Here is a 24563-nt window from a genome sequence, read left to right as displayed (position 1 = left end):
CGCTGCGCGGTACTCTCATTGCGGGTTACAACCCGCGCAAACCCCGCGCGGTTTTCCACCTCTTATTCGACGTCGTTTTGAACGCGGCCGAGGCTTTTCTAAATTCAAAATCAAACCGTTCTTCTTTCTTCTTTCTTTTTACTTCTTTTGATTTACATAGCCGCTAAGGCGCACTCAAAAATGGCACCGGATGAGAGGTTCGAGACCTATGGCTCGAACCCGAAAGACGGGGACGGCGAAGCCGTGACATTTTGCGCCGTGAACGGAAGTCGCTGAAACACGTGCCCTGCCAGCGGCGAAGCTGTCGGTGTTACATAGAAAAACGCAGGAGTTCCAAGAGGAGGCACGTTTATGCCTCCTTTTGGGCCAGTTTGGGTGGCAACCCAAGGTCTTGACCTTAAGGCCAGTTTGGGTGGCAACCCAAGGTTTTGTCCTTGAATTTAAAAAGCGTTTTCGGTCCGCAACCCGAATGCCAAGGCGACGCCGAGCGCCTCCTCGGCCCTCACCACGATCCGCTCTGCGTTTTCGGTGAACGCAATCTCACCGACTTTCAAACTATTGCGCACCTGTTCCAGCGATCCGGTCGAAAACTCCAGTGCGACCATGCGGGCGCTGCCATTTTCACCTTCCGGGACTTTGCCGAATTCATCGGTGGCGCGGTCGGGCGTGATGAAGCGCACGGTGGCGCGGCCGGCATTAATTTTAAAACCACGTTGATCGTCGCTGACGACCGCCCGTTGGCCAAACAGCTCGCCGTACACCTGTGCGGCCTGATGCGGGTCACTGGCGGCAATAACGAAGCCACTGATGTCGGTCACGCCGTTCGGGTGGCGTTGCCATTCGGTGCGCCAGACCAGTTCCGGTGTGACGTGCTGACAGAAGAAACTGCGGCCATTGGGAACGCGGTCGGCGGCCAGCGGTACGGTACGGAAACGGGCGTTGGGTTCTGAGCCATCGTTAAGCTGCACCGGGCGGAAAAACTCCGCCGGGGGTGAACCGGCGATGTTTTGCTGTTGCAAATGGCTGAAGACGGCGTCGGAATTCTGGGTTTTCCACACCAGCCCGGTTAACCCGAGCGGAGCCAGCCATAAGTCTTTGCGGGTGTGTTCGTTCGCCGCTTCATAGCCCAGCAGTTCAAGATAGTTCTCGCCAAAGATCGCCAGATGATTGCTCGACCCGAGCGAATGGTGTCCGCGCGGTGTGAGCTGAAAACCCAGACGGCGGAACTGCTGCTCAGCATGGTCCAGCCGGCCCGCCACATTGACCACCGCGTGATCCAGATGCGGGGTAATGCGGGTTGTCGCGGCGGTGCCGTGCTCGGGCGTTGCCAGATTATGGACAGATAATTCAGTCATCGAACGGTTCTCCCAGCGTGAGCATCAGGCGGTTGGCCCAGGCGAAGAAGGCCGCGGATTGCGCAAGATCGACAATTTCCAGCGTGCTTAGCCCTTGTTCACGCAGACGAGAAATATGCGTGGTGCTGGCCGTCGGCGGCGTAGCTGAGAGCGCGGCGGCAAAGTCGATTTCGGCCTGCCAGCGTGGCGTCTGCCCTTGGCTCAAAATGCCGCCCGGTGCGGTATCGATAAGCTTCTGCACCTCGTCGTTTTGTTTGGACAGCTGGCTGGCCTTGCGCGCATGCACTGACGCGCAGTAGATACAGCCGTTGACTTTGCTGGCGACGGTGGCGGCCAGTTCACGTTCTTTGCGCGGCAGACCACCGCTGGTGTAGAAAATGCCTTTGTCGGTCAGCGTGCGCTGTTCGAGCACCGGCAGGTTGCGGCCAAGCAGGCGGAAATAATCGGAATCCGTATGGCCAAAACGCGCCAGAATCGCCTGCTGCTCGGTATCAAACTCGGCCAGTTTTTTCGCGGCAATCCACGGCTCCCAGCCCAGCTCTGCTTGTGTGAAAACCTTTGGTGCCGAACGCCCGCTATGCGTTTTACCGTCGGTACGCCAGAAAGCGGCGACGGCCGGTTTGTCGCTGGCGTTTTCCACCGGCTGACCACCAATCAGGCGGTAGCTGCGTAGCACGCGAGTCTGGTAACTCACAAACGCGATCAGTTGCGACAGCGTGACAATGGCGTCAAAGCTCCAGCCTGCCAGTTGCAGACTTTGCAGATGAGCCGCCGTGGCGCTGGCTGGTTTAAAGCTCAGACGTTCGCCGTGATCGAGTGCTGCCTGCAATCTGTCGCTGTTGCCATCGCCGTCGACGCCCTGTAAACGCTCGGCGTAGTGCGACGCCAGTGCGTTATCCCCGTGCCAGCGCGCGACGTTTTCGGCGAGCAGGAGGCGTTCGGCGAGCGTAAAATCCACGGTGTCATCCCCGTTGAAAATCGTCTCATAACTGCCCTGAGTGTGGCGCGTGGCAGCGTCGCGGATTTCGCGGGCTTGTGCCAGTTCAGAATCAGCGTCGATAGCGGCCAGTTGAGCCAGCAGATCGGCGGAGTGCGTCGTAGAAGTCATAAGGTTTCCTTAGCAAGTTCTGGCAGAGGGGAAGTCACAGTTTTTGGAGTACGGCGTACCCAGCCCAGCGCAGGGGCAACCTGTCGGGCAATCAGTTCAATGGAGCGTAAAATATACGGATGCGGCGGATCGATAGAGTGCACCTGGAAAGCCAGATCGGTCACCCGCGCCAGTGCGCTGTCCTGCCTGAGGGAAGTAATGACCTGCTCCGGTGAACCCAGATGCACATCGAACGCACGGATGTGATCGTCAAGAGAATCTCCCTGTACGGTCTGCCCGCTGGTGCGGTGATTTTCTGCCTGACGGCGCAGCCCTTTTTCTGCCAGCCGCCGTGCTTCGTTGCCATCTTCGCTCACAAAGGCGGTGCGTGAACCCATGATGCGCGGTTCGACCCCGGCGGGCAGGGCGGTGAGATAGGCATCAATAATCGGGTTCTGGATCTCGGCCAGGGTCAGGTTTGGCGCATTGGGCGGGCGGGGTTGGGTGCGTGACAGCATCAGGCCATCGCCTGCGAGTCCCGCCCGTTCGCCGCCTTCCACCGAAAACGTGGCCTGCCAGATACGGCCCGCCAGCTGCGGGGCTGCCGGATATAAACGGTTATCGGTGCCTGCCAGCGGTTCGCCGCGCCACGCCTGTAACAGCACGCGCAGATTCTCGCTAAATACCGCGCCGCGCTGGCTGCTCTCCAGCCCGAACGGGGGGAATGAGGTCGGTGTACCGCCAGAACCTAAACCAATTTCCAGTCGTCCACCTGACAGTAAATCCAGCACCGAGGTGTCTTCCGCCACGCGCAGGGCGTTTTCCATCGCCAGCGTGATAATGCCTGTGCCTAAACGGATAAACCGGGTGTGCGCCGCCACCTGAGCCAGAAACACCAGCGGTGCGGGCAGACCGCCTTCCGCGGCGTGAAAATGGTGCTGCGCGACCCACGCCGAGTCAAAACCCTGCTGCTCGGCGTGAACAATTTGCTCTGTTGCCAGCCGGTAGCGCTCCTGCGGACTGGTGTCATCCAGCAGGCGTGTAAAGAATCCAAGTCGTTTAGTGCTCATCGTTATTCCTTCACTCTTTCAGTTATGCAGCGCGATGGCGGCCGGAGCCTGGGATCGCATTAATCAGTTCTTTGGTGTAATCGCTGCCCGGACGGGCAAACACCGATTCGACGTCGCCGGAGTCCACCTGCTGCCCGCGGTTAAGCACCGAGACGCTGTGTGAAATCTGCCGGACCGTGGCGAGATCGTGAGAAATAAACAGATACGTCAGGCCGAGTGAGTCCTGTAACTCCTGCAACAGGCTCAGTATTTGTGCCTGCACGGTGACGTCGAGGGCCGATGTGGCTTCATCCAGCACCAGCACCTGGGGTTCGAGGATGAGAGCGCGGGCCAGCGCCACGCGCTGCCGCTGACCGCCGGACAGTTCGCGGGGTTTGCGGGTGAGCAGTTCCGGCGGCAGAGCCACGCGGTCAGCAATTTTATGGACCCGCTGGCGGCGCTCCTCTGTGCTGAGCGGCTCGAAATTCAGCAGCGGTTCTTCAATCACTTTGAACAGTGTCTGTGACGGATCCAGTGAGGCAAACGGATTCTGATAGACCAGCTGGATCTTACGGCGCAGCTGGCGCAGCGCTTCCCCTTTCAACCGGGTAATATCCTGACCGTCGATAAATACGTGCCCTGAGTCAGGCTGCTGAAAGCCGAGCAGAATGCGCGCCAGCGTAGTTTTACCGGAGCCGGATTCGCCCACCAGAGAGTGCGTGGTGCCGCGCGCAATGCTGAAAGAGACGTTATCCACGGCGCGAAACGCGGGTTTGCCTTTGCCACCGAGGGCAAAATCTTTGATGACATTTTCAACGCGCAGCACGCTGTCGGTTGATGCCGTCCGCACGCTGGCGCGGTGCTTGCCAGAAAGGGCAGGGACATCGGCAAACAGCTGGCGGGTATAGTCGCTTTTCGGCGCATTCAGCACTTCTGCCGTGATGCCCTGTTCCTGTACTTTGCCTTGACGAAACACCAGCAGGCGGTCGGCGCGTTCGGCTGCCACGGCGAGGTCATGGGTGACGAAAAGGACGGCGGTGCCGAATTCACGGCGCAGTTCGTCGATCAAATCCAGAATGCGTTTTTGCACCGTGACGTCCAGTGCGCTGGTGGGTTCATCAGCGATGATCAGCGCCGGTTGCAGTGCAATCGCAATGGCGATCAGCACCCGCTGTTTCATGCCACCGGAAAGCTCATGCGGGTACTGCTTTGCCCGCAGTTCAGGGTGCGAAAGCCCAACGCGCGCCAATAATTCCACCACGCGTTCGTCACGCTGTTTACGCGGCAGACGGCGGTGAATATTCAAAATTTCCGCCACCTGCGCGCCGATGGTTTTTACCGGATTCAGCGAACTGGTCGGGTCCTGCGGGATCAGGCTGATGCGTGCGCCGCGCAGGGCATCCAGACGGCGCTGCGACCACTGGCTGATATCAATCCCGTTGAGGCGGATAGCCCCTTGTTGCAGATGACCGTTTTCCGCCAGCAGGCCAATAATGGCCTGTGCGGTGGTGGTTTTGCCCGAGCCGGATTCGCCGACCAGCGCCACCACTTCACCCGGATATATCGAAAACGACACGTTGTGCACGACGGTTTGACTCTGCGCACCGCTGCTGTAGGCGATAGACACATCTTCCAATGCCAGCACCGGCGTGGCTTCTCCGGTAGCGGTGCGGTTTAAACGTAAGTTCAGGCTCATCGGCGGCTCCTGCGAAACGACTGGCTAATGCGGTTAGCGGAGAGCACCACCAACACCACGACGACGCCGGGGAAGGTGGTCAGCCACCAGGCGGTGGAAATGTAGTTACGGCCTTCGGCGATCAGTAAGCCCCATTCCGGCGTCGGCGGTGGGGTGCCATAACCGAGAAAGCTCAGAGTGGAGATTGCCAGAATGGCGCTGCCAAACTGTAAGGCCGAAAAGGCGATCACTGAGGTGAGTGAGTTCGGCAAGATATGTCGCCACAGTACGGCACCAAAAGTTCCGCCGCTGCCGTAAGCCGCTTCGACATAATCGCTGTGCCGCACCAGTACCACTTCTGAACGGGCGAGGCGGGCGAAGTTGGCAATTGACGTCACCCCGACGGCAATCGCCGCATGGACTGTGCCGAAGCCAAGTAAAATAATCACCGACAGCGACAGCAGCAGGCCGGGAATGGACAGCAGCACGTCGACGATGCGCATGACGACGGTATCGGCGAAGCCACCGACGGCCCCTGCGAATAACCCGAGTGCGGTTCCCAGCACCAGTCCGAGGGCGACCGCCACCAGTGCGCCGGAGAGAGAGTGCGACGCGCCGTAGACAATGCGCGCGTAAACATCGCGGCCCAGTTGGTCAGTCCCCAGCCAGTGGCCGGCCTGCGGAGCCAGACGCTGAGCGCCCGCCACGCCTTCCGTACCGCTGTAAGCGGTAAACAGCCCCGGTGCGATGGCCCATAAAATCACCACGATCATCACGGCCCAGGCCAGAATCAGCCCTGGCTGAAGGCGGGTGAACAGGCTGCTTCGTGTGGCCGGTTTGGCAACGTGAGCGGCCTGAAGTTGATCAATCGGTAAACTGCTCATGCATGGGCTCCCGCAGAAGTTTTAAGGCGTGGATCCAGTAACGGGAACACCAGATCAACCAGCAGGTTGATGGCCACAAAGGCGGCGGCGGAGATCACGACAATGGCCTGCAATACCGCGACGTCCTGATTATTCACCGCCTGCTGAGTCAGTTGGCCAAGACCGTTGAGGCCAAACACCGTTTCGGTGATCAGCGCTCCGGCAATCAGTTCGCCAAACAGCAGACCGGCAATCGTCAGGGCCGGCAGCATGGCGTTGCGCGCCACGTGCCGCCACAGCACACCGCTGCGCGACGCGCCTTTGGCGCGGGCCACGGCCACGAATGGCTGGGTTTGCACCTGATCAATACTGCGAATCAAGATTTGCGCCAGCGGGGCGGAAATCGGTACCGCCAGCGTGATAATCGGCAGAATCAGCCCGACCCATTCACCGGGGTTAATTACCGGGATCCAGCGCAGGTGGAAAGAGAAAAACTGAATCAGCGCAATGCCGAGCCAAAAAGTGGGGATAGAGATAAACAGCGACGGCAGCGACTGAAACAGCGACTTCAGCCAGCCGAAATGCAGCAGGCTGGAGAGGAAAGCGATGGCCACGGCCACCGCCGTCGCCAGCACAAAGCCGAGCACTGCCAGACGCAAGGTCGGTGGGAAGTTACTTTTGAGTAAGTCCGTCACCGGCACACCGGCCTGAATCGAATAGCCCAAATCCCCGCGCAGGAAATTGCCCAGCGTGTGAAAATACTGTTGCCACACCGGAATATCCGCGCCATAGGCGGCGCGCATATCCGCAACCTGCGCCGGGCTCAGGCCCATATCCGGGTTCTGAAATTTGATCAGGATGGCGTCGCCGGGCAGCACCTGTAACAGGATGAAGGAGACAGTAAAGGCCGCCCACAACACCAGAATGGCCTGCCCAATGCGTCCGCTAAAGTATCGGCTCATGGTTTACTCCTGCTGATTAATGCTTTTCCAGCCACGCGCCGTAGAAGCTCGGACGGCCAACCGCTTCAAAGTTGATGCCTTTGAGGTATGGCGCACCGGCAAACACCTGCGGTTCTTCGAAGATCGGAATGACGTAAGCCTGATCCAGCAGGTAATTCTGCACGTCAGCGGTGAGCGCCAGACGTTTTTTCGGGTCCACTTCGGCGGAGACGGCAATCAGCAAATCATTGAGTTTGTCGTCGCGGAAGTTTTTCACCTTGCTGCTGGAGCCGCCTTTTTGCAGCAGAACGTCGCGGTTGGTCGGATAGAAGGCGCTTTTGATCACGTCCGGATCGGCGCGGCCCACTTCAAGCACGTAAGCGGCGGTTTTTTCCGGATCCAGGTTATCGGCCACGCGGCTGCCTGCATCACCGGCCAGAATGTTGAGTTTGACGCCCACCTGTCCCCACTGCTGCGACACCAGCTGCAATACTTCTTTGTTTTGCGGCTGTGGCAGGGATTCATACACGGTCAGCGACAGCGTTTTGCCGTCTTTCTGGCGAAGGCCGTTCGGACCGGCTTCCCAGCCCGCTTCGTCCAGCAGCTTTTTAGCCTGCGCCGGGTCGTAGGTCAGCTTGTCAGCCAAATCAACATAACCGGCAGCGGTTTTCGCCACGACAGAGGTCGCCTGCGGATAGTTAGGTGAGAAAAGCGTATCAACCACCTGCTTGGCATTGGTGGCATGCAGCAGGGCCTGACGCACTTTCAGGTCCGACACCAATACGTTATCCGGGCGGAAAGCGATACCGTCGTTGACGCCTTTGGTTGGCGCAGCGTAAATCGGGAAATTCTGGTCTTTGGCCTGTTTCTCGTCATAGGCCTGAACCTGACGGATGAAATCTGCCTGACCGGCCAGCAGCGCGCCGATACGTACACTGTCTTCGTTGGTGACGATCACCTTGATTCCATCAAGATTGGCGCGGCCCTGCTGTTTAAGCTTCGCCGGGCCCCAGTTGTAATCTTTACGCGCGGTGAGATCGACTTCGCGGCCCAGCGTCTCTTTGCTGACCACAAACGGGCCGGAGCCGATGATGTGAGTGGCGTCGCCAAGGGAGTCAAAGCTGCGGTTAAGCGTACTCAGTGAAACCAAACCAGAACCAATGGTAGCCGTGCCTTGCAGGAATCCCGGTGAGGATTTTTTAAAGAAGAACTTCACGGTCAGCGGGTCAACCACTTCGCTGTGGTCGTAGTTGTTGATCACTTCCGAGACCGGCAGATTGTGTTCTTTATTACCGAGGCCGTAGGTATCAAAGTTTTTCGCCACGGCAGCGGCATCCAGCGGGGTACCATCAGAGAAGGTCACACCGGGGCGGAGTTTAAAGGTGTATTGGGTCTTGTCGGCGTTGAAACTCCACGACTCGGCTATCCAGGGTTCAATCTCCAGCGTTTGCGGATTTTGATAGGTCAGTTTGTCAGTGATCTGATTCAGGATGCCGCCGTTCGGATAAAACCCGCCCGCCGGTGGATATAAGTTGGTATGTGCTTGTTGCTCTAAATAGACCAGCGTCCCGCCCTGAACAGGGGTTCCGTCGGCGGCAAATGCGGTGCTGGTGGTAGAAATTAAAAGCCCTAAAGCCAGAGCGCGGGAAACCGCGTTCAAACGGCGAATGGTATGCATCAACGTATCCTTTTTCTTATCGGCAAGTGAACGTCACTGAAGTCCGCCGTGATGGCTTTAGAACTAAAGTGGTGGTTCTATATCAAACCTTTTTAAAAAGGATATAAACGAAGGATTATTGCTATGGATAGCGAGAAAGTGGGAATAGGAATGTATTGAACATTTACGCGGTTCATGGCGCGCTTTTAAATTCAACTTCAACTTCAACTTCAACTTCAAGGTCGTGGGCGTCGGCCCACAACGACCAGAGGGCCGCAGTCGCTCGGCCCTCTGGACTCCGAGCTTTTAAAAACAGCAGCTGCGCTGGTCACAATGGCCGTGTTTCAGGTGCTGAAGTGATAGCCGTAAAATGTTATCGCTTCGCGATTCCCGGCTGCGGGTTTGAGCCAACGGTAAAGACATTGTCTCGCCACCGACTTGCCGGTGACATTTTGAATACGGCCGGGGCTTTTCTAAAAGACAAAAACAGACCAGGTTTTGCCTTTTATTTTTGTCATTTATCTGTTGATTTACATAGCCGCTAAGGCGCAGTCAAAATGGCACCGGATGAGAGGTTCGAGACCTATGGCTCGAACCCGAAAGACGGGGACGGCGTAGCCGTGACATTTTGCGCCGTGAACGGAAGTGGCTGAAACACGTGCCCTGCCAGCCGCGAAGCTGTCGGTGTCTCAGCGAAAAACGCAGGAGTTCCAAAAGGAGGCGCGTTTACGCCTCCTTTTGGGCGGGTTTGGGCAGCAGGCCCACGGTGTTGATCTTGAAGTTGAATTTAACGATTTTAATCTTTAAAAAGCTGACCTGAGTGGTAACTCACTCCCCCCTGATGCCGTGATGATTTTTACGGCAGGCTGCCACAAAGGATTCGAACAGCTGGCGGGACACCGCGTCGGTCAGGCTGTGCCACTCAGGGTGCCACTGCACGCCAAGGGCGAAAGGATGATTACGTACGCTGACGGCTTCGATCAGGTTGTCCGGCGCACGGGCTTCGATGGTCAGTTCCGCCCCCAGGCGTTTTGCGCCCTGACCGTGCAGGGAGTTGACCTGAAACTGCTGATAGTCAGGTAGCAGTTCGGCAAGCAAACCGCCCGGCTCGATATGCACCGGATGCACCAGATCATACTGCGCATCGTGCGGCAGGGAGGTGTCTTCACGATGATCCATGTAACCCGGCTGTTCATGCACTTTACGGTAAAGCGCGCCGCCGGTAGCGACGACCAGCTCCTGCATACCGCGGCAGGCGGCAAAAAGCGGAATCCGCTGATCCAGCGTGGCGCGGATTAATGCCATGCTGAGTTTGTCGCGGCCGGGATCGGCAAGCAGTTCAACGCCGTCTTCACCATAAAGGTGGGGTTCGACATTGCTCGGGCTGCCGGTCAGGAAGATGCCATCGAGACGCGATAACACTTCATCGATGGCCCCTTCGCGGGAAGCCAGTTCGTGGGGAAGACAGACGGGTAACGCGTTGGCGTTAAAGATAGCGTCGAGATATTTTTCATGCACCGTGAGTGCCGGGTTCTCGTCGATGGTGTTTTCGCACATCACCACCCCAATGATCGGTCTGTAGCTGGTCTCTTTTCTGGCCTGCGCCGAGGAAAATATAGTGCCCATGTTACCGCCTCGTTGAGTTGTTTGAAGGGTTGAAAAAACCGCGCCTTGTCGCTTTCGCCATTCAATTTAGTTGACATTACTCCTCTAAAACTAGCAGCGGAAGGGGGCTTTTTCAAACCGGTTTGTAACCAAACTGTTGCGGTTGCAAAACAATTCCGATGAGTCTAGGGTTATTAATGAGACTAATGTTTGAGCATCATGTGAGGTGTTCCATCAATAGATGAAGTGTGTTGAAAGAGAGTACGTTGAGAGAAACAGAACGTTCTGAACGGCGGGGCATCATGGTGGTGCCAGAGTCGCCAAAAAAGGCAAACGGTGGAAATCCTATGCAATCGATCATTCTTGAATCAAACAGTTCCGAAGTCGAAGACTTCGCTGCACACGGCGAAGAGAAGCGAAGTAGCGCGTTCCAGGATGAAGTAACTCAATACCTGGAGCGTCAACCTCTCACACTTCACGTCGATGTCCTCCTCACAGATTTAAACGGCAGTTTCCGCGGTAAACGCATCCCCGTCTCAGCGTTGAGAAAAATTGAAAAAGGCTGTTATTTCCCGGCTTCCGTGTTCGCCATGGATATCCTTGGCAACGTGGTGGAAGAGGCCGGTTTAGGTCAGGAATTAGGCGAACCCGATCGCATCTGTTTACCCGTCCCCGGCACGCTTGCGCCTTCGGCTTCTGACCCCGATCACATCGGCCAGTTGCTGCTGACCATGCTTGACGAAGATGGCACTCCCTTTGACGTTGAACCCCGCAATGTGCTGAACCATCTGTGGCAAACATTGCGCCAGCGGGGATTGTTCCCGGTGGTAGCGGTAGAGTTGGAGTTCTATCTGCTCGACAGGCAGCGAGATGCGGAAGGCTCAATCCAGCCGCCATGTACCCCCGGAACCAATGAACGCAGCATTCATACTCAATGCTATTCGGTGGATAATCTCGACCATTTCGCCGACGTTCTCAGCGATATCGACCGTTTGGCTCATATTCAGGGCTTGCCAGCCGATGGCGCGGTGGCCGAGTCTTCGCCCGGTCAGTTCGAAATCAACTTGCACCACAGCGACAATATCCTGCGCGCCTGCGACCACGCCCTGACCCTGAAAAGGCTGGTACGTTTGGTGGCGGAAAATCATGATATGGACGCCACCTTCATGGCGAAGCCGTATGATGAACATGCGGGCAGCGGTATGCATATCCACCTGAGCGTGCTTGATGACAATGGAAAAAACCTGCTGGCCGACAGCGAAGGGGAAGATTCAGCGCTAATGAAACGTGCGCTGGCGGGGATGCTCGCGCTGATGCCGGCCTCAATGGCGGTACTGGCACCGAACGTCAACGCTTTCCGCCGCTTCCAGCCGGGCATGTACGTGGCGACGCAGGCCTCGTGGGGCCACAATAACCGCACGGTTGCGTTGCGCGTGCCGTGCAGTGGTAGCGCCGATCACCGCGTGGAGTATCGTCTGGCGGGCGCAGATGCTAACCCGTATCTGGTCGTTGCGAGCGTGCTGGCCGGAATGCTGTACGGCCTCGACAACGATTTACCGCTGCCTGAACCTGTCACCGGTAACGGTCTGGAGCAGGAAGGTATTCCGCTACCCATTCGCCAGAGCGATGCGTTGGTGGAGTTTGACGAGCAACCGGCGTTGAAAAAATATCTCGGCGAGCGCTTCTCTCAGGTTTACCACGCGTGTAAATCGGACGAGTTGTTGCAATTTGAGCGGCGCGTGACTGAAACCGAAATCGACTGGATGCTGCGTAACGCCTGACTGGGCGAAATGGGGGCGTATTTTTTGATCCTGCGCAGCACAAAGAAAGAAATTGTAACTTAAGCCCTCAAAATCTTGTCATCCGCCCTAAAGTTAGGGCAAAATACAGCACATGCAGAATAACCGACGCTTTAAGGCGCCGGTTATTTTTTTTGCATTGTATGGTACGCAAACTAATTCAACAGAGGCCGGACTCAGATCCGGATAGATAACCAGGTTCGTGTGTGACCCCCAAATCAATAAACGGTCACCGCTATGAGGAAATGCATGATGGGGCAATATTTTAAACCTGTACCGGTGCCCGCCGGTATCTTTGTCAGCTGCGGCCAACAACGCTCAGCCTTTATGTCCGTATTCAGCGATGTAAAGATCAATCCCCCGTTTCCTGGTTATCCAACACGAAGTCAGCCCTGTACTTTGCGCACGGAGGCGTTTACACGTCCGGTGCTTGCAAATCAGGGAGGGCTGAGCCATGTCTGCTAATGTCTCAACTGCCGCTCCGGCAACCCATCGCGTACAGCTGCGTAAAACCCTGACTCTGGTTCAGGTTGTGATGATGGGCCTTGCCTATCTGCAACCGATGACCATTTTCGATACCTTCGGTATTGTGTCGGGCCTGACTGACGGCCACGTAGCCACCGCGTATATTTTCGCGTTGATCGCCGTACTGTTTACCGCAGTGAGTTACGGCAAACTGGTGAAACGCTTCCCGTCCGCCGGTTCTGCGTATACCTACGCGCAGAAAGCCATCAGCCCGCACGTCGGGTTTATGGTCGGCTGGTCATCCCTGCTGGACTACCTGTTCATGCCGATGATCAACATCCTGCTGGCTAAAATTTACCTGGAAGCTATCTTCCCGGGCGTGCCGTCGTGGATATTTGTTACCGCGCTGGTCGCGTTGATGACCGCTTTCAACCTGCGTGGCATTAAGGTGGTGGCTAACCTTAACAGCATTATCGTGGTGGTTCAGGTGGCCATTATGGTGGTGTTCATGGGTCTGCTGATCCACGGTGTGTACATGGGCGAAGGCGCAGGTACGCTGACCAGCACCAAACCGTTCTTCAGTGAAAACGCGCACGTGGTGCCGATGATCACCGGGGCGACGATACTGTGCTTCTCGTTCCTGGGTTTCGACGGTATCAGTTCATTGTCTGAAGAGACGCCGAACGCCGGTAAAGTGATCCCGAAAGCAATCTTCCTGACTGCCCTGATTGGCGGCGTGATTTTTGTGGTGGTCTCGTACTTCCTGCAACTTTATTTCCCTGACATTTCGCGCTTCCATGATCCTGACGCATCCCAGCCGGAAATCATGCTGTATGTGGCGGGTAAGTTCTTCCAGTCCGTGATCCTGTGCTTTAGCTGTGTGACCGTTCTGGCATCGGGCATGGCGGCCCACGCGGGTGTTTCCCGCCTGCTGTACGTGATGGGCCGCGACGGCGTATTTCCGGAGAAAATCTTCGGTTATGTGCACCCGAAATGGCGCACGCCGACGTTCAACGTCGTGCTGGTTGGCGTTGTTGCGATGTCCGCTGTGACCTTTGATCTGGTGACCGCAACGGCGCTGATTAACTTCGGTGCGCTGGTGGCCTTCACCTTCGTTAACCTGTCGGTTATCTCGCAGTTCTATATCCGCGAGAAGCGCAACAAGACCTTCAAGGATCACATCAACTATCTGGTCCTGCCGGTGATTGGTGCACTGACCGTCGGCGCTTTGTGGCTGAATCTGGAAGTCAGCTCAATGACGCTCGGCCTGGTCTGGGGCTCGATTGGCCTGTGCTATCTGGCCTTCATCACCAACCTGTTCCGGCAGAAGCCGCCGCAGATGAGTGGCGAGATCATGCCTGAGGCATAAAAAAGTAAGGGACCCGCAAGGGTCCTTTTTTTTTGCTCTTTGGAAAGAGCAGGAAACTAAACTTCAACTTCAAGATCAAGACCTTGGGCTGTAGCCCAAGGTTTACCGGTGTGGGCCGACGTCCACGACCTTGAATTTGAAGTTGAAGTTGAGGTTGAAGACTTAAAGCGAAAGCCGTGCTTACGCCACCAGCTTCTTCCCGTAGTCGAACAGCGCCTTGAGAAGCGCCGTCTTCTCCGCATCCTCCTCGTACAGGTTGTACAGCGATTCGAGCTGCAAAATGTAGTCCTGCACGCGTTCGGCGTTGAGTTTTTCCTGACGATGTTCACGCCAGCGTCGCTGTTCGGCGTCAGTCAGGGTGGCGGGGAAGTTGCGGGCACGGTAGCGGAACAGCAGCGTTTCGATGCGGGAATCGTTAAAGGTCAGATCCAGTGTGGGCAGATTCTCGGGTTTGGTTTCGAGAATAATGCGCATCGCGGCACGGTCGGCATCGCTGAAGAATCCGTCGTACAGGCGGGCATCGACGTCGTCGGAACCTTTGAACGGTTCGGCATCGGCATACAGCGCTACCACTTTTTCACGGACCTGAGTATTCTGGCGCAGCAGCTGTAAATTTTGCAGGCAGCGCTCGCGGTCGATACCCAGACGTTCGGCGTTTTCCGGCAGCAGCGTTTTCGCAGGAGCCAGCACCGGACATTTATTAATATGCAGCAGCTTAATGGGCAGCGGCGACTGACCGGGTTCGAGCGCATCGCGGCGTGTGTAAAGCCGTTCGCGCATCTGTTCAGCATCCAGCGCCAGCAATGGCGTCATGTCGCCGCCTAAATCACAGACAATCACCGCATTCTTGTTCTCCGGGTGCCACGCCAGTGGCGCAACCCAAGCGGTATTGCCGCGCGCGGCGCCAAACATACCGGAGACATGCACCAGCGGCGTCATCGCAGGAATGTCGATCAGTGCGTTGATCTTGTGCTTATTACGGTGCTCAAGCAGGAAATCAAACAGACGGGGTTGCGCCTGTTTCACCAACTTCGCCATAGCGATGGTAGCGTAAACGTCTGCCATCGCGTCGTGGGCATTCTCATGTTCGATGCCGTTGGCCTTGGTCAGATGCTCAAGACGGAAACTCGGGAATCCGTCGTCGTTTTCCGGCCAGTTGATGCCGTCCGGACGCAGGGCGTAACAGGCACGCATCACATCCAGCAGATCCCAGCGGGAATTTCCGTATTGCCAGCTGTAGGCATAAGGATCGCAGAAGTTACGGTAAAAAATATTGCGGCTCACTTCGTCATCAAAACGAATATTGTTGTAGCCGACAATGCAGGTTCCCGGCACGCTGAACGCTTTATGAATGTGCGCGCTGAACTCCGCTTCGCTCAGCCCTTTCTCCAGCGCCAGCTGTGGCGTGATGCCGGTGATCATCACCGCTTCCGGCTCCGGCAGATAGTCGTCAGACGGGCGACAGTAGATCACCAGCGGCTCTTCGATGATGTTGAAATCCTGGTCGGTACGTACACCGGCGAACTGCGCAGGGCGGTCCAGCGCCGGGTTTTTGCCGAAAGTCTCGTAATCATGAAAGTAGAACGTTTTTTGTGGCTTGTCTGACATTGCTGAGTTGACCCTTAATCGCGGCTGGTTGTAATGATGTGGCATGGCGAACAGCCGTTAAGGATAACATTCAGCGGCGAGATGTCATGGGGAAATCTGCCAGCCTGCGACATGTCCTGGAGATCTGCCGGTTATTCACCTAAAGTTTGATTAAACCCCGCTAAAACCACGGTGATCCCCTGTAACAACTCGGCTAAACTAACGGCCTTTGATTCTTCCGCCACTGATGGCATTGCATGGGTATCGCTGTATGCGTCTGGACAAAAAAATCTCGCCGCTCGACAACGTGATTTACAGTCACTATCGCATCACGCATGCGTTGCGTATTGCACTGGCGTTCATTCTTACGTTCCTGATTGTGCGTCTCACCGAGATCCCCGAAGGCACCTGGCCGCTCATCACTTTGGTCGTGGTAATGGGGCCAATTTCATTCTGGGGTAATGTGTTACAGCGCGTCTCTGAGCGTATCGCCGGAACGGTATTCGGCTCGGCTTCCGGACTGATTGCGCTATGGCTGGAGCTTTACTCTTTGCCGCTGATGCTGGCGTGGTGCGGCATCGTGATGTTTGTCAGCGGCTACCTGACGCTGGGTAAACGGCCTTATATGGCGCTGTTGATTGGCGTGACGCTGGCGGTAGTATGCGGTGCTGGGCCCGGAGATATGCACACGGCGCTATGGCGTTCAGGCGACGTGGTATTCGGCTCGCTGCTGGCGCTGTTTTTTGCCAGTATTTATCCGCAGCGCGCCTTTATTCACTGGCGGATGCAGATGGCCGATTATCTGATGTCGCTCAACAAGCTCTACAGCGCCTGGTTGTCGCCGAACATGCTGGAACGCCCGCATTTGCACGGCAAGCTGAAAACCGCCATGAACCAGATGGTGAAGATGCGCGCGCTGTTCGCCCCCGCCAGTAAAGAGTCCCATATTCCCCGCGAAGTGTTCGATGCTATCCAGACGCTTAGCCGCAATCTGTTGTGTACGCTGGAATTACTGGCGGACGCCTATTGGAGTTCGCGTGAAAGCCACTATCTTATGCTCAATGCACGCACGTTGCGCAGCGCCCAATTACTGATGCTGGACTCGCTGGAGCAGTTAAGCGACATGCTGCTCAACGGCACCAAAGGGGATGAATCGGCGCTGAATCATCAGCTCAATGAATCCGCTGAGGAGCTGAAACAGCTGATGCGTGATATGAACAGCGAGCACCTGGAAACACCAATTTACGGCTATGTCTGGCTGAGTATGCAGGTGGCCGAGCAACTTAAGTCGTTAGGTGACCTCATCACGATGACCATGCGCAAAGAAGAGGCGTTAAATGAGGTCAGCACGGTGCCGAAAGTGTGAAGGGATTTTTGTCTGCCCGCTAAAACGGGTAAGATAAGCGAATTAGGCTTTCGTTCTGAACGCGCAGGCATTTCCTGCTACGCTGTAACCCCCGTTCCGGGCTGTCAGTCACTGAATCTGTGTAACTTAATCGAAGGTGTTAAAATGGACAATATCAACAAGCCGAGTTTCCATGACGTTCTGGAGTTTGTACGAATTTTCCGCCGCAAGAACAAGCTGCAACGTGAAATTGCCGACAACGAAAAGAAAATTCGCGACAACCAGAAACGTGTTCTGCTGCTCGACAACCTGGGCGACTACATCAAACCGGGCATGAGCGTTGAAGAAATTCAGGCCATCATTGCCAGCATGCGTGGCGACTATGAAGACCGCGTTGATGACTACATCATCCGCAATGCTGACCTGTCTAAAGAACGTCGTGAAATGTCGAAAAAACTGAAAGCGCTGGGCGAAGTAAAAGCCAACGAAAGCAAATAAGCGTCGTTATTCAGACCGTCATTCGTATTAAAAAGGCCCCGTCACCTGTGTGATAGGGCCTTTTGCTTTTGTTCTTTGTGGTTGAACGTCAAACCGTTTGGACTTTCCCTTCCTGCGTTGACGGCTCATTTTCCAGCCGCTGGCGGCGGCGCAGATTGGGGAACCACGCCATCCACAGACCGACCACGACCAGCGTACCAATCCCGCCGATAGCCGCAGCAGGCACTGCGCCCATCCACGCCGCCAGTAAACCTGATTCAAACTCACCCAGCTGATTCGACGTGTTGATAAAAATGGAGTTGACTGCACTGACGCGTCCGCGCATTTCATCGGGCGTATCGAGCTGCACCAGCGCGCCGCGGATCACCATACTGACCATGTCAAAGCCGCCGAGGAAAAACAGCGCAATCATCGACAGCCACAGCGTGCTGGAAAGCGCAAACACCAGCGTTGCCACACCAAAGCCTGCCACGGCGGCAAACATGGTCATCCCCACATTGCGGGTCAGTGCTTGACGGCTAAGCCAGAACCCGACCAGCAATCCACCGACGGCAGGTGCGCCGCGCAGCAGCCCCAGTCCCCAGGGGCCGGTGTGCAAAATATCTTTGGCAAAGATTGGCAGCAGGGCAGTAGCACCACCCAGCAGCACCGCAAACAGGTCCAGCGAAATCACACCCAGCACGTCAGGCCGGTTGCGGATAAAGCGTATTCCGGCAAACAGCGTCGCAAAGGTGGCGGGTACGCGCTGCGGCGGTGCCTGTTCATATTGCAAACGGCTGACCATCACGATAGACAGAAAATAGAGCAGTCCGCAGGCCAGATACACCACGCTGGATCCTGCGATATAGAGCAAACCACCTATCGCCGGGCCGACCATAGCCGCCGCCTGGCCGGACACCGCATTCGCTGCCATGGCGCGGGCCAGCAGGTGCGGTGGCACCAGTGCGGGCAGCATCGACTGCATCGAGGGAGCTTCCATCGCCTTGGCAATGGCAATCACAAACACCAGCCCGAGGATGGTCAGTTCATTCACATGATGAGTTAGCGTCAGTACACCTAAAGCGATAATCGCCAGCCATTCTGCAATTTGTCCCCAGAGGACAATGCGCCGGCGGTCAAACTGATCCGCTACGTGCCCGGCGAACAGTGCCAGCGTCACCGACGGCAAAAACTGCGCCAGGCCAATGAGGCCCAGATCCAGTGCGCGACCGGTGATCGAATAGATCTGCCAGCTCACGACAATGGAAAGCATCTGGAAACCGAAGCTGGAACCCGCCCTGGCAATCCAAAAGGCGACAAAAGAACGGTGCTGCAATAACGAATCTGAGGTAGCGGGGTGAGGAGGCATCGCACATTCCTGATAATCACTATTTTGGTTCCGGCAGCGTAGACAAGGGGGAGTCAAGAGGGTAGCCAGAAACTTATTAGGGTTATTAATAGTGAGTTAATTATACAAGCAGAAACTTTTAGCATGAATTGGGGAGGGGGGGAAGCCTGTCAGGCAGGCAAACCGCGCCGGGGGAAATTAACCCTCCCCCGGCGTGACATTATACCAGTACGAACATGCCGTAAGGGTGGATTTGCAGGAAGAAGTTATCCCCGGCGGTCGGTTGCAGTTGCGTGGCGTTGACCTGCAACAGCAGCGACTGGCTGTTCCACTCCACGGTGACTTCGTACTGCGGTCCCATATAGGCGACGTGGGTAATGGTGCAGCGCTGGCTGTCGTCACCCTGCAAACCGAGGGTGATGGCTTCCGGCCTGACGCCCACGGTGCAGTGCTGCATTCCTGGTGCAAAACCGCCGGGTTTCGGAATGTGGTAGCCGAAAATCTCCACGGTATCGCGGTGCAAATCCGCCGGGAAGACGTTGGCGTCGCCCATAAAACTGGCCATAAAGCGTGACGCGGGCTGGCGGTAGAGCTCCTGCGGCGCGCCAATCTGCATGATTTTGCCTTTGTTCATCACCAGCACGGTGTCGGAAACCGCAAAGGCCTCGCTCTGATCGTGCGTTACGTACAGCGACGTGATGTTGAACTGCTGCTGCAATTCGCGGATTTTCTCGCGCATGCTGCGGCGCAGGTTGGCGTCGAGGTTACTCAGAGGCTCGTCGAACAGCAGCACTTTCGGTTTGAGGATCAGCGCCCGGGCCAGCGCTACGCGCTGCTGCTGGCCGCCGGAAATCTGGTCGACGTAACGATCTTCAAAACCCTCCAGATCGACCAATGACAGCGCTTCACGCACGCGGTCACGAATTTCCGCTTTTGGCCGCCCGAGCATTCTCAGCCCGTAACCGATGTTTTCTCCCAGCGACATATGCGGGAACAGCGCATAAGACTGGAACACCATGCAAATATCGCGCTGCTGAATGGAGCGGTCTGTCACGTCTTCGCCATCGATAAAAATTCGCCCCTCTGACGGCTTCTCCAGCCCCGCGACCATGCGCAATACGGTGGTTTTTCCGCAGCCGGACGGGCCGAGCAGGGTGACCATTTTGCCTTTTGGGATCGCCAGGTCCAGACCTTCCAGCACGGTATTGGTGCCAAATCGCTTGGCGACGTTTTTGAGTTCAACAAAGCTTTTGGCGGCTTCCACCGGCACGCTTCGGGTTGGGTTCTCAGTGGTCATGGTCATAAAAAGTCACTCCGAAATTATTGGCCGGTTTTGGCTTTTGAGCGGGAAATTCGCGCTTCGCCAACCAGATAGTCAAAGATGAAGATGATCGTCAGCATCACCACGATAAGGATCGATCCGTAGGCAATCGCCACACCGTATTCGCCATCCTCCACCCGGTTGAGGATGTAGGCGGTGGCGACGCGGGTGTCTGGCGTGACCAGAAACACAATCGCGCTGACGGTGGTAATGGCGCGCACGAAGCTGTAAATCAGCGCCGACAGAATGGCCGGTCGCAGCAGCGGCAGCAGAATGTACATCACGGTGCGCATCGACCCGGCACGCAGGCTGAGCGAGGCTTCATCCAGTGATTTATCCAACTGCCCGAGTCCCGCAATACCGGCACGGATACCCACCGGCACATTACGCATCACCATCGAGATAATCACGATTGCCGCCGTTCCGGTCAGGTAAACCGGTGCACTGTTAAAGGCCAGAATGTACGAAATCCCGGCCACGGTTCCCGGCACCGCGAAGCACAGCATGGTGCTGAACTCGATGGTTTTTTTGCCACGGAACTGTTGGCGCACCACGATATAAGCGATGAGCAAGCCAAACAGCGCAGTGATTGGCGCGGCGATCCCGGCGTAGAGCAGGGTGTCGAGCAGCGATGGCCACGCGCCGTCACTGAAGCCCTGGCCGAACAGTTTGGTGAAGTTGGCGAAGGTCAGGGTGTAATCCACGCCCCAGTTGACGGTGAAACTGCCGTAGAAAATGCTGCCGTAAAGCAGGGCGTTGAATGCCACCCAGATTGCCAGCAGCGCGGTCACGCCCCAGACCAGCGTTACCGGCAGCGGCTGAACGTCGCCGCGCGAGGTTTTGCCGGAAATGGTCACGTACGAGCGTTTTCCAATCCACATGTACTGGATGCAGAACACCAGGAGCGAGAAGACCAGCAAGATCACACCGAGCGTACTGGCGGCCTGATAATCGAGCTGAGCGCCGGTGATGTAGAAGTAAATCTGCGTGGCGAGTACGTCGAAGTTACCGCCGAGCACCAGCGGGTTACTGAAGTCCGCCAGCGACTGGACGATGACAATCAGAAAGGCATTCGCGAGCGCCGGTTTGAGCAGCGGCAGGAACACGCGATGGAACGTCTGCCAGCGGCTGGCGCGCAGCGTGTACGACGCTTCTTCCAGCGACGGATGAATGGTTTTGATCGCACCATCCAGAATCATAAAGGCCATCGGCGTGAACGCCAGCACCTGCGCAAGCCAGATGCCGGTGAAACCGTACAGCCAATTGGTGTTGGTTAGTCCGAACCAGTCGGCCATGAACTCGGTGAGATACCCGGAACGGCCCATCATCAGCGTCACGCCAAGGCCGACGATAAACGGCGGGGTGACGATCGGTAAAATCGAGAAGATACGGCCAATAATCGCTGAACGTTTGGCGATGCGGGTGGTGTAAATCGCCAGCACCAGTCCGAAGAAGGTGCAGCCAATGCCAACGGCCACCGACAGAACGAACGAATTCCAGATCACCTGTAAAATATGCGACTGCCCGAGCACCGCCATAAAGGCCAGCGGCGCGAATTCTCCGGCATCGTTGGTGAACATAGGAATGAAGATCGCAATGCTCGGGTAAATGATGAAGACGCCGATGAGCGCGATAATGCATACCAGAGAGCCGAGCACGAAACGGTCACCGCCCAGCCACTCCAGCCGCGACAGCGCCAGCGTACAGACTGCGCCGAGCGCAATAAAAATCCCGATACTGCCATAGCCCAGACCGCGGCCGACCAGCGCGGCGCTGACAATCATAAACAGCGCGCAGAACACCGACCAGACGGCATCGAACTGATGACGACGGCGTGCTTCCAGCCGTTTTGCAAAACGCGGGCGCAGCAGTAAAACCATCGGTAACAGCAGCCACAGCAGGCTGACGTTCAGCCCTGACCAGCCATAGGCGTCGAGGATCTCCTCCTGCGAGGAGTCCATCAGGCCGTAGTCAAGACTCCAGGCTGGCAGCAGCAAGAAGGCTGCCAGAAGCAGCCCCAGCCAGCCGAAAACCGGGTCCCTGCGCCGGGTATCAGGCAGGGTTAGTGAATGAGACATAAGATTTCCCTAAAGAGAAAAAGGTGTTGGCGATAAAAAATGCTCCTCCGCGTTTACACCAGAGGAGCCAAGTGGCGGGTTTTTATTGTGTCTCTTTACCCATCTTCACTTCGTTCACCCATTTGGTGATGAGCTCTTTACGCATATCCGACGCGCCGTACTTGTCCATGTCGTAATTGATGAGCTTCAGGTCGCTCATTTTCAGCGAGTTCGGGGAGGTTTCTGCGGTGGTGTTGGTCAGTATCTGATACGACTGGCCTTTCTTCCAGGCCAGTTCCTGCGCCTCTTTGGACAGCGCCCAGTCTACGAACAATTTGGCGTTGTCGAGGTTGCGCGCGCCTTTAAGGATGCTGACGCCGCCAATTTCATAGCCGGAACCTTCGCACGGTGAGATCAGTTTTAACGGTGCGCCACTCTCTTTTTCCTGAGCGTAATCGTGCAGGAAACCGATGCCGATGGCCGTTTCACCGCGCGCGGCGTTACGCGCCGGGGCGATACCGGATTTGGTGTACTGCGAAATATTGGTGTTAAGTTTTTTCAGGTAATCGAAGGCCTGATCTTCACCCCACAGCTGCGCGAAAGTCGCCAGTGCGGTATAAGCGGTGCCGGAGCTTTGCGGGTCAGCAATCTGGATTTCACCTTTGTAAATCGGGTTGGTCAGATCCTTCCAGCATTTCGGCTCTGGCAAGTTTTTCTCTTTCAGGCGGTTGGTATTCACACCGACCCCCAAAATGCCGATGTAGACCGCCGAGGAGTAGTTGCCTTTGCGTTTCGCAGGATCCTGAAAATTCGGCATGATTTGCGCAAGGTTCGGGGATTTGTAAGGTTGCAGCAGGTCCATTTCACCGGCTTGAGATTGCGGATCCAGCGTGCCGCCGTACCAGACGTCAGCCTGCGGGTTTTTCTTTTCGGCTTCGACTTTCGCCAGCGTACTGCCGGAGCCGTTGCGCAGGAACGAGGTTTTGACATCGTACTTCTCGCCAAAGGCTTTGGCTTCTTCTTCACACATGGCGTTGGTAGCACTGCAATAAATCACCAGACGGCCTTTGGCCTGAGCGGCACCGGTCAGCGCAGTCAGGGCCACGGCGGCGGCAAGAGCGGAATGGATCAGGGACAGTTTCATGGCGTTTACCTTTTATTTTTATAGGGTGGAACAGAGGAACCTTGTCAGTTATCCGGCGGCGAGGTGTTAAGTTCGCGTTTGCTGATCCCGGCCATCATCATCGGCATCAACAGCAATCCGACGCAGGCCGACGCCAGCGTCAGCACGGCGAAAAATCCGGACCAGCCATAATGTTGCATCACTATCGCCAGCGGCCATCCCGCCAGTGCTGCGCCGAGGTAGGCAAACAGTCCGAGAAAACCGGTCACCGTGCCTGCCGCGTCTTTGTGTGAATATTCCGTCGCCGCCAGCCCTATCAGCATTTGCGGCCCGAAAACAAAAAATCCGATACTGAAGAAGCTCAGCGCCAGCAGCCCGAAGTGGTGGACCGGCGCCAGCCACAGGGCGGTGACAGTCAAAAACAGCCCGAGCGAAAACAGTAAAATCATCGGGGCGCGTTGGCCACGAAACAGCAAATCTGAGCCCCATCCGGCGAACAGTGCGCCGAGCAGTCCGCCAAGTTCAAACAGAGATAACGTGGCGTTAGCGCTAAGCAAATTGATGCCATGATTCTCCGCCAGCCAAATATTTCCCCAATCGTTGAGTGCAATGCGGATCAGGTAGACCAGCACGTAAGAGACGCCGAGCAGCCAGATCGTCCGGTTCTGCAAAATGGTCTTACGTAAAATTTGTGTCATGCTCATCGACGGGCTTTGCTGCTCCTGGCGCAGCTCCAGCGGGTCACGCCGCCATTCGCCGACCGTCGGCAAACCTTGTTCCTGCGGCGTGCCGCGCAGCTGACGGCAGAGCCAGACACCGAGCACAATTCCGATGGCACCCGGCACCAGCAGCGCCGCCTGCCAACCCCACGTGGCGGCGAGTATCCCTGACAGCAGAGGCACCGCCGCACCGCCGATGTTGATCGACGTATTCCAGCAGCCCCACCAGAAACCGCGTTCGTTACGCGAATACCAGTGGGTCAGTAATCTGGCGCACGGCGGCCATCCCCAGCCCTGAAAAAATCCGTTCAGCGTCCACACGAAAAGCAGTGCGGGCAGTGAATGACAAAAAGCGAACGCGATGTTGAGCACGCCGGTCATCAGCAGGCCGACGCCCATAAACCAGCGAGCTCCGGTGCGGTCACTGAAAATTCCCGAGACAAACTTCGAGCCGCCGTAGGCCAGATAAAACAGCGTGCCCAGCAGGCCGATATCCCCTTTGGTCAGCCCCAGTTCCAGCTGCATCACCGGCATGGCGAAATTGACGCTCTTGCGGGTGAGGTAGAACGCGGCGTAGCCAATCACCATCGACATCAGCAGATGAACACGCCAGTAGCGATAATCTTTATCAACCTCGGCAGCGGTGAGGGTCATGGTTTTCTCCGGCTTGTAGGGCGAGTGTAGGCGGGTGTTTTTTTCAGGGGATGAGACAAGGTTTTAG

Annotated in this window: 18 protein-coding genes; 4 read left to right on the top strand and 14 right to left on the bottom strand. The window is 56.5% G+C overall.

The window, feature by feature from the left end; genetic code table 11:
- Window positions 1–440: 440 nt before the first annotated feature.
- The 8 genes from ACZRKO_RS09405 to puuD form a co-directional block, all read right to left on the bottom strand.
- On the bottom strand, window positions 441–1355 hold the full coding sequence (locus ACZRKO_RS09405) for a VOC family protein (RefSeq protein WP_463736927.1): 915 nt from the start codon (window positions 1353–1355) through the stop codon (window positions 441–443).
- A complete protein-coding gene (locus ACZRKO_RS09400) occupies window positions 1348–2463 on the bottom strand; it encodes an alkylhydroperoxidase domain protein (protein ID WP_463736926.1) in 1116 nt (371 codons plus the stop codon). Before ACZRKO_RS09400 ends, ACZRKO_RS09405 begins: the two co-directional genes overlap by 8 nt.
- Window positions 2460–3512, bottom strand: a complete 1053-nt coding sequence (locus ACZRKO_RS09395; protein ID WP_463736925.1) for a putative FMN-dependent luciferase-like monooxygenase — start codon at window positions 3510–3512, stop codon at window positions 2460–2462. The genes ACZRKO_RS09400 and ACZRKO_RS09395 overlap by 4 nt, the downstream gene beginning before the upstream one ends.
- Window positions 3513–3534: 22 nt before the next feature.
- On the bottom strand, window positions 3535–5187 hold the full coding sequence (locus ACZRKO_RS09390; protein WP_463736924.1) for a dipeptide ABC transporter ATP-binding protein: 1653 nt from the start codon (window positions 5185–5187) through the stop codon (window positions 3535–3537).
- The gene (locus ACZRKO_RS09385) at window positions 5184–6050 is read right to left on the bottom strand and encodes an ABC transporter permease (RefSeq protein WP_463736923.1); all 867 of its coding nucleotides are present in this window, start codon (window positions 6048–6050) and stop codon (window positions 5184–5186) included. The genes ACZRKO_RS09390 and ACZRKO_RS09385 overlap by 4 nt, the downstream gene beginning before the upstream one ends.
- Complete coding sequence (locus ACZRKO_RS09380) at window positions 6047–6991, bottom strand: ABC transporter permease (protein ID WP_463736922.1); 945 nt, start codon at window positions 6989–6991, stop codon at window positions 6047–6049. The genes ACZRKO_RS09385 and ACZRKO_RS09380 overlap by 4 nt, the downstream gene beginning before the upstream one ends.
- Window positions 6992–7007: 16 nt before the next feature.
- Window positions 7008–8648 (bottom strand): TIGR04028 family ABC transporter substrate-binding protein, encoded by a 1641-nt coding sequence (locus ACZRKO_RS09375; RefSeq protein WP_463736921.1) that lies wholly within the window; start codon window positions 8646–8648, stop codon window positions 7008–7010.
- Window positions 8649–9455: 807 nt separating this feature from the next.
- Complete coding sequence (gene puuD, locus ACZRKO_RS09370; RefSeq protein ID WP_463736920.1) at window positions 9456–10253, bottom strand: gamma-glutamyl-gamma-aminobutyrate hydrolase; 798 nt, start codon at window positions 10251–10253, stop codon at window positions 9456–9458.
- A gap of 326 nt (window positions 10254–10579) precedes the next feature.
- On the opposite strand from puuD, the gene ACZRKO_RS09365 reads away from it, so the two are divergent.
- Complete coding sequence (locus ACZRKO_RS09365; RefSeq protein WP_463736919.1) at window positions 10580–12013, top strand: glutamine synthetase family protein; 1434 nt, start codon at window positions 10580–10582, stop codon at window positions 12011–12013.
- 472 nt (window positions 12014–12485) lie between these two features.
- Complete coding sequence (locus ACZRKO_RS09360) at window positions 12486–13865, top strand: APC family permease (protein ID WP_463736918.1); 1380 nt, start codon at window positions 12486–12488, stop codon at window positions 13863–13865.
- A gap of 180 nt (window positions 13866–14045) precedes the next feature.
- On the opposite strand, the gene sbcB is transcribed toward ACZRKO_RS09360, so the two are convergent.
- Window positions 14046–15473, bottom strand: coding sequence for an exodeoxyribonuclease I (sbcB, locus tag ACZRKO_RS09355; protein ID WP_463736917.1), 1428 nt, complete (start codon window positions 15471–15473; stop codon window positions 14046–14048).
- Between the two features lie 250 nt (window positions 15474–15723).
- Here sbcB and ACZRKO_RS09350 point away from each other — a divergent pair, with 250 nt between their 5' ends.
- Window positions 15724–16818 (top strand): FUSC family protein, encoded by a 1095-nt coding sequence (locus tag ACZRKO_RS09350; RefSeq protein ID WP_463736916.1) that lies wholly within the window; start codon window positions 15724–15726, stop codon window positions 16816–16818.
- A gap of 144 nt (window positions 16819–16962) precedes the next feature.
- Entirely contained in the window at window positions 16963–17295 is a 333-nt protein-coding gene (locus ACZRKO_RS09345; protein ID WP_463736915.1) for a DUF496 family protein, read from the top strand.
- Window positions 17296–17383: 88 nt separating this feature from the next.
- Here the strand turns inward: ACZRKO_RS09345 and ACZRKO_RS09340 are convergent, their stop codons facing one another.
- The 5 genes from ACZRKO_RS09340 to uhpC form a co-directional block, all read right to left on the bottom strand.
- Window positions 17384–18643, bottom strand: coding sequence for an MFS transporter (locus tag ACZRKO_RS09340; RefSeq protein WP_463736914.1), 1260 nt, complete (start codon window positions 18641–18643; stop codon window positions 17384–17386).
- Window positions 18644–18842: 199 nt separating this feature from the next.
- Window positions 18843–19919, bottom strand: coding sequence for a ferric ABC transporter ATP-binding protein (gene fbpC / locus ACZRKO_RS09335; protein WP_463737518.1), 1077 nt, complete (start codon window positions 19917–19919; stop codon window positions 18843–18845).
- Window positions 19920–19942: 23 nt separating this feature from the next.
- A complete protein-coding gene (locus ACZRKO_RS09330; protein WP_463736913.1) occupies window positions 19943–22021 on the bottom strand; it encodes an ABC transporter permease in 2079 nt (692 codons plus the stop codon).
- Window positions 22022–22103: 82 nt separating this feature from the next.
- Window positions 22104–23144 (bottom strand): ABC transporter substrate-binding protein, encoded by a 1041-nt coding sequence (locus tag ACZRKO_RS09325; protein ID WP_463736912.1) that lies wholly within the window; start codon window positions 23142–23144, stop codon window positions 22104–22106.
- Between the two features lie 44 nt (window positions 23145–23188).
- A complete protein-coding gene (gene uhpC, locus ACZRKO_RS09320; RefSeq protein ID WP_463736911.1) occupies window positions 23189–24496 on the bottom strand; it encodes an MFS transporter family glucose-6-phosphate receptor UhpC in 1308 nt (435 codons plus the stop codon).
- Between the last annotated feature and the right edge of the window lie 67 nt (window positions 24497–24563).

It is taken from the genome of Ewingella sp. C233 (assembly GCF_055407225.1).
Note: the sequence above shows the minus strand (reverse complement) of the source record. Positions and strands in the feature narration are given on the sequence as shown.

What these genes read in the sequence shown, in the direction of transcription:
- ACZRKO_RS09405 (WP_463736927.1), bottom strand. Translation starts at nt 1,355, where the DNA reads ATGACTGAATTATCTGTCCATAATCTGGCAACGCCCGAGCACGGCACC.
- ACZRKO_RS09400 (WP_463736926.1), bottom strand. Translation starts at nt 2,463, where the DNA reads ATGACTTCTACGACGCACTCCGCCGATCTGCTGGCTCAACTGGCCGCT.
- ACZRKO_RS09395 (WP_463736925.1), bottom strand. Translation starts at nt 3,512, where the DNA reads ATGAGCACTAAACGACTTGGATTCTTTACACGCCTGCTGGATGACACC.
- ACZRKO_RS09390 (WP_463736924.1), bottom strand. Translation starts at nt 5,187, where the DNA reads ATGAGCCTGAACTTACGTTTAAACCGCACCGCTACCGGAGAAGCCACG.
- ACZRKO_RS09385 (WP_463736923.1), bottom strand. Translation starts at nt 6,050, where the DNA reads ATGAGCAGTTTACCGATTGATCAACTTCAGGCCGCTCACGTTGCCAAA.
- ACZRKO_RS09380 (WP_463736922.1), bottom strand. Translation starts at nt 6,991, where the DNA reads ATGAGCCGATACTTTAGCGGACGCATTGGGCAGGCCATTCTGGTGTTG.
- ACZRKO_RS09375 (WP_463736921.1), bottom strand. Translation starts at nt 8,648, where the DNA reads ATGCATACCATTCGCCGTTTGAACGCGGTTTCCCGCGCTCTGGCTTTA.
- puuD (WP_463736920.1), bottom strand. Translation starts at nt 10,253, where the DNA reads ATGGGCACTATATTTTCCTCGGCGCAGGCCAGAAAAGAGACCAGCTAC.
- ACZRKO_RS09365 (WP_463736919.1), top strand. Translation starts at nt 10,580, where the DNA reads ATGCAATCGATCATTCTTGAATCAAACAGTTCCGAAGTCGAAGACTTC.
- ACZRKO_RS09360 (WP_463736918.1), top strand. Translation starts at nt 12,486, where the DNA reads ATGTCTGCTAATGTCTCAACTGCCGCTCCGGCAACCCATCGCGTACAG.
- sbcB (WP_463736917.1), bottom strand. Translation starts at nt 15,473, where the DNA reads ATGTCAGACAAGCCACAAAAAACGTTCTACTTTCATGATTACGAGACT.
- ACZRKO_RS09350 (WP_463736916.1), top strand. Translation starts at nt 15,724, where the DNA reads ATGCGTCTGGACAAAAAAATCTCGCCGCTCGACAACGTGATTTACAGT.
- ACZRKO_RS09345 (WP_463736915.1), top strand. Translation starts at nt 16,963, where the DNA reads ATGGACAATATCAACAAGCCGAGTTTCCATGACGTTCTGGAGTTTGTA.
- ACZRKO_RS09340 (WP_463736914.1), bottom strand. Translation starts at nt 18,643, where the DNA reads ATGCCTCCTCACCCCGCTACCTCAGATTCGTTATTGCAGCACCGTTCT.
- fbpC (WP_463737518.1), bottom strand. Translation starts at nt 19,919, where the DNA reads ATGACCACTGAGAACCCAACCCGAAGCGTGCCGGTGGAAGCCGCCAAA.
- ACZRKO_RS09330 (WP_463736913.1), bottom strand. Translation starts at nt 22,021, where the DNA reads ATGTCTCATTCACTAACCCTGCCTGATACCCGGCGCAGGGACCCGGTT.
- ACZRKO_RS09325 (WP_463736912.1), bottom strand. Translation starts at nt 23,144, where the DNA reads ATGAAACTGTCCCTGATCCATTCCGCTCTTGCCGCCGCCGTGGCCCTG.
- uhpC (WP_463736911.1), bottom strand. Translation starts at nt 24,496, where the DNA reads ATGACCCTCACCGCTGCCGAGGTTGATAAAGATTATCGCTACTGGCGT.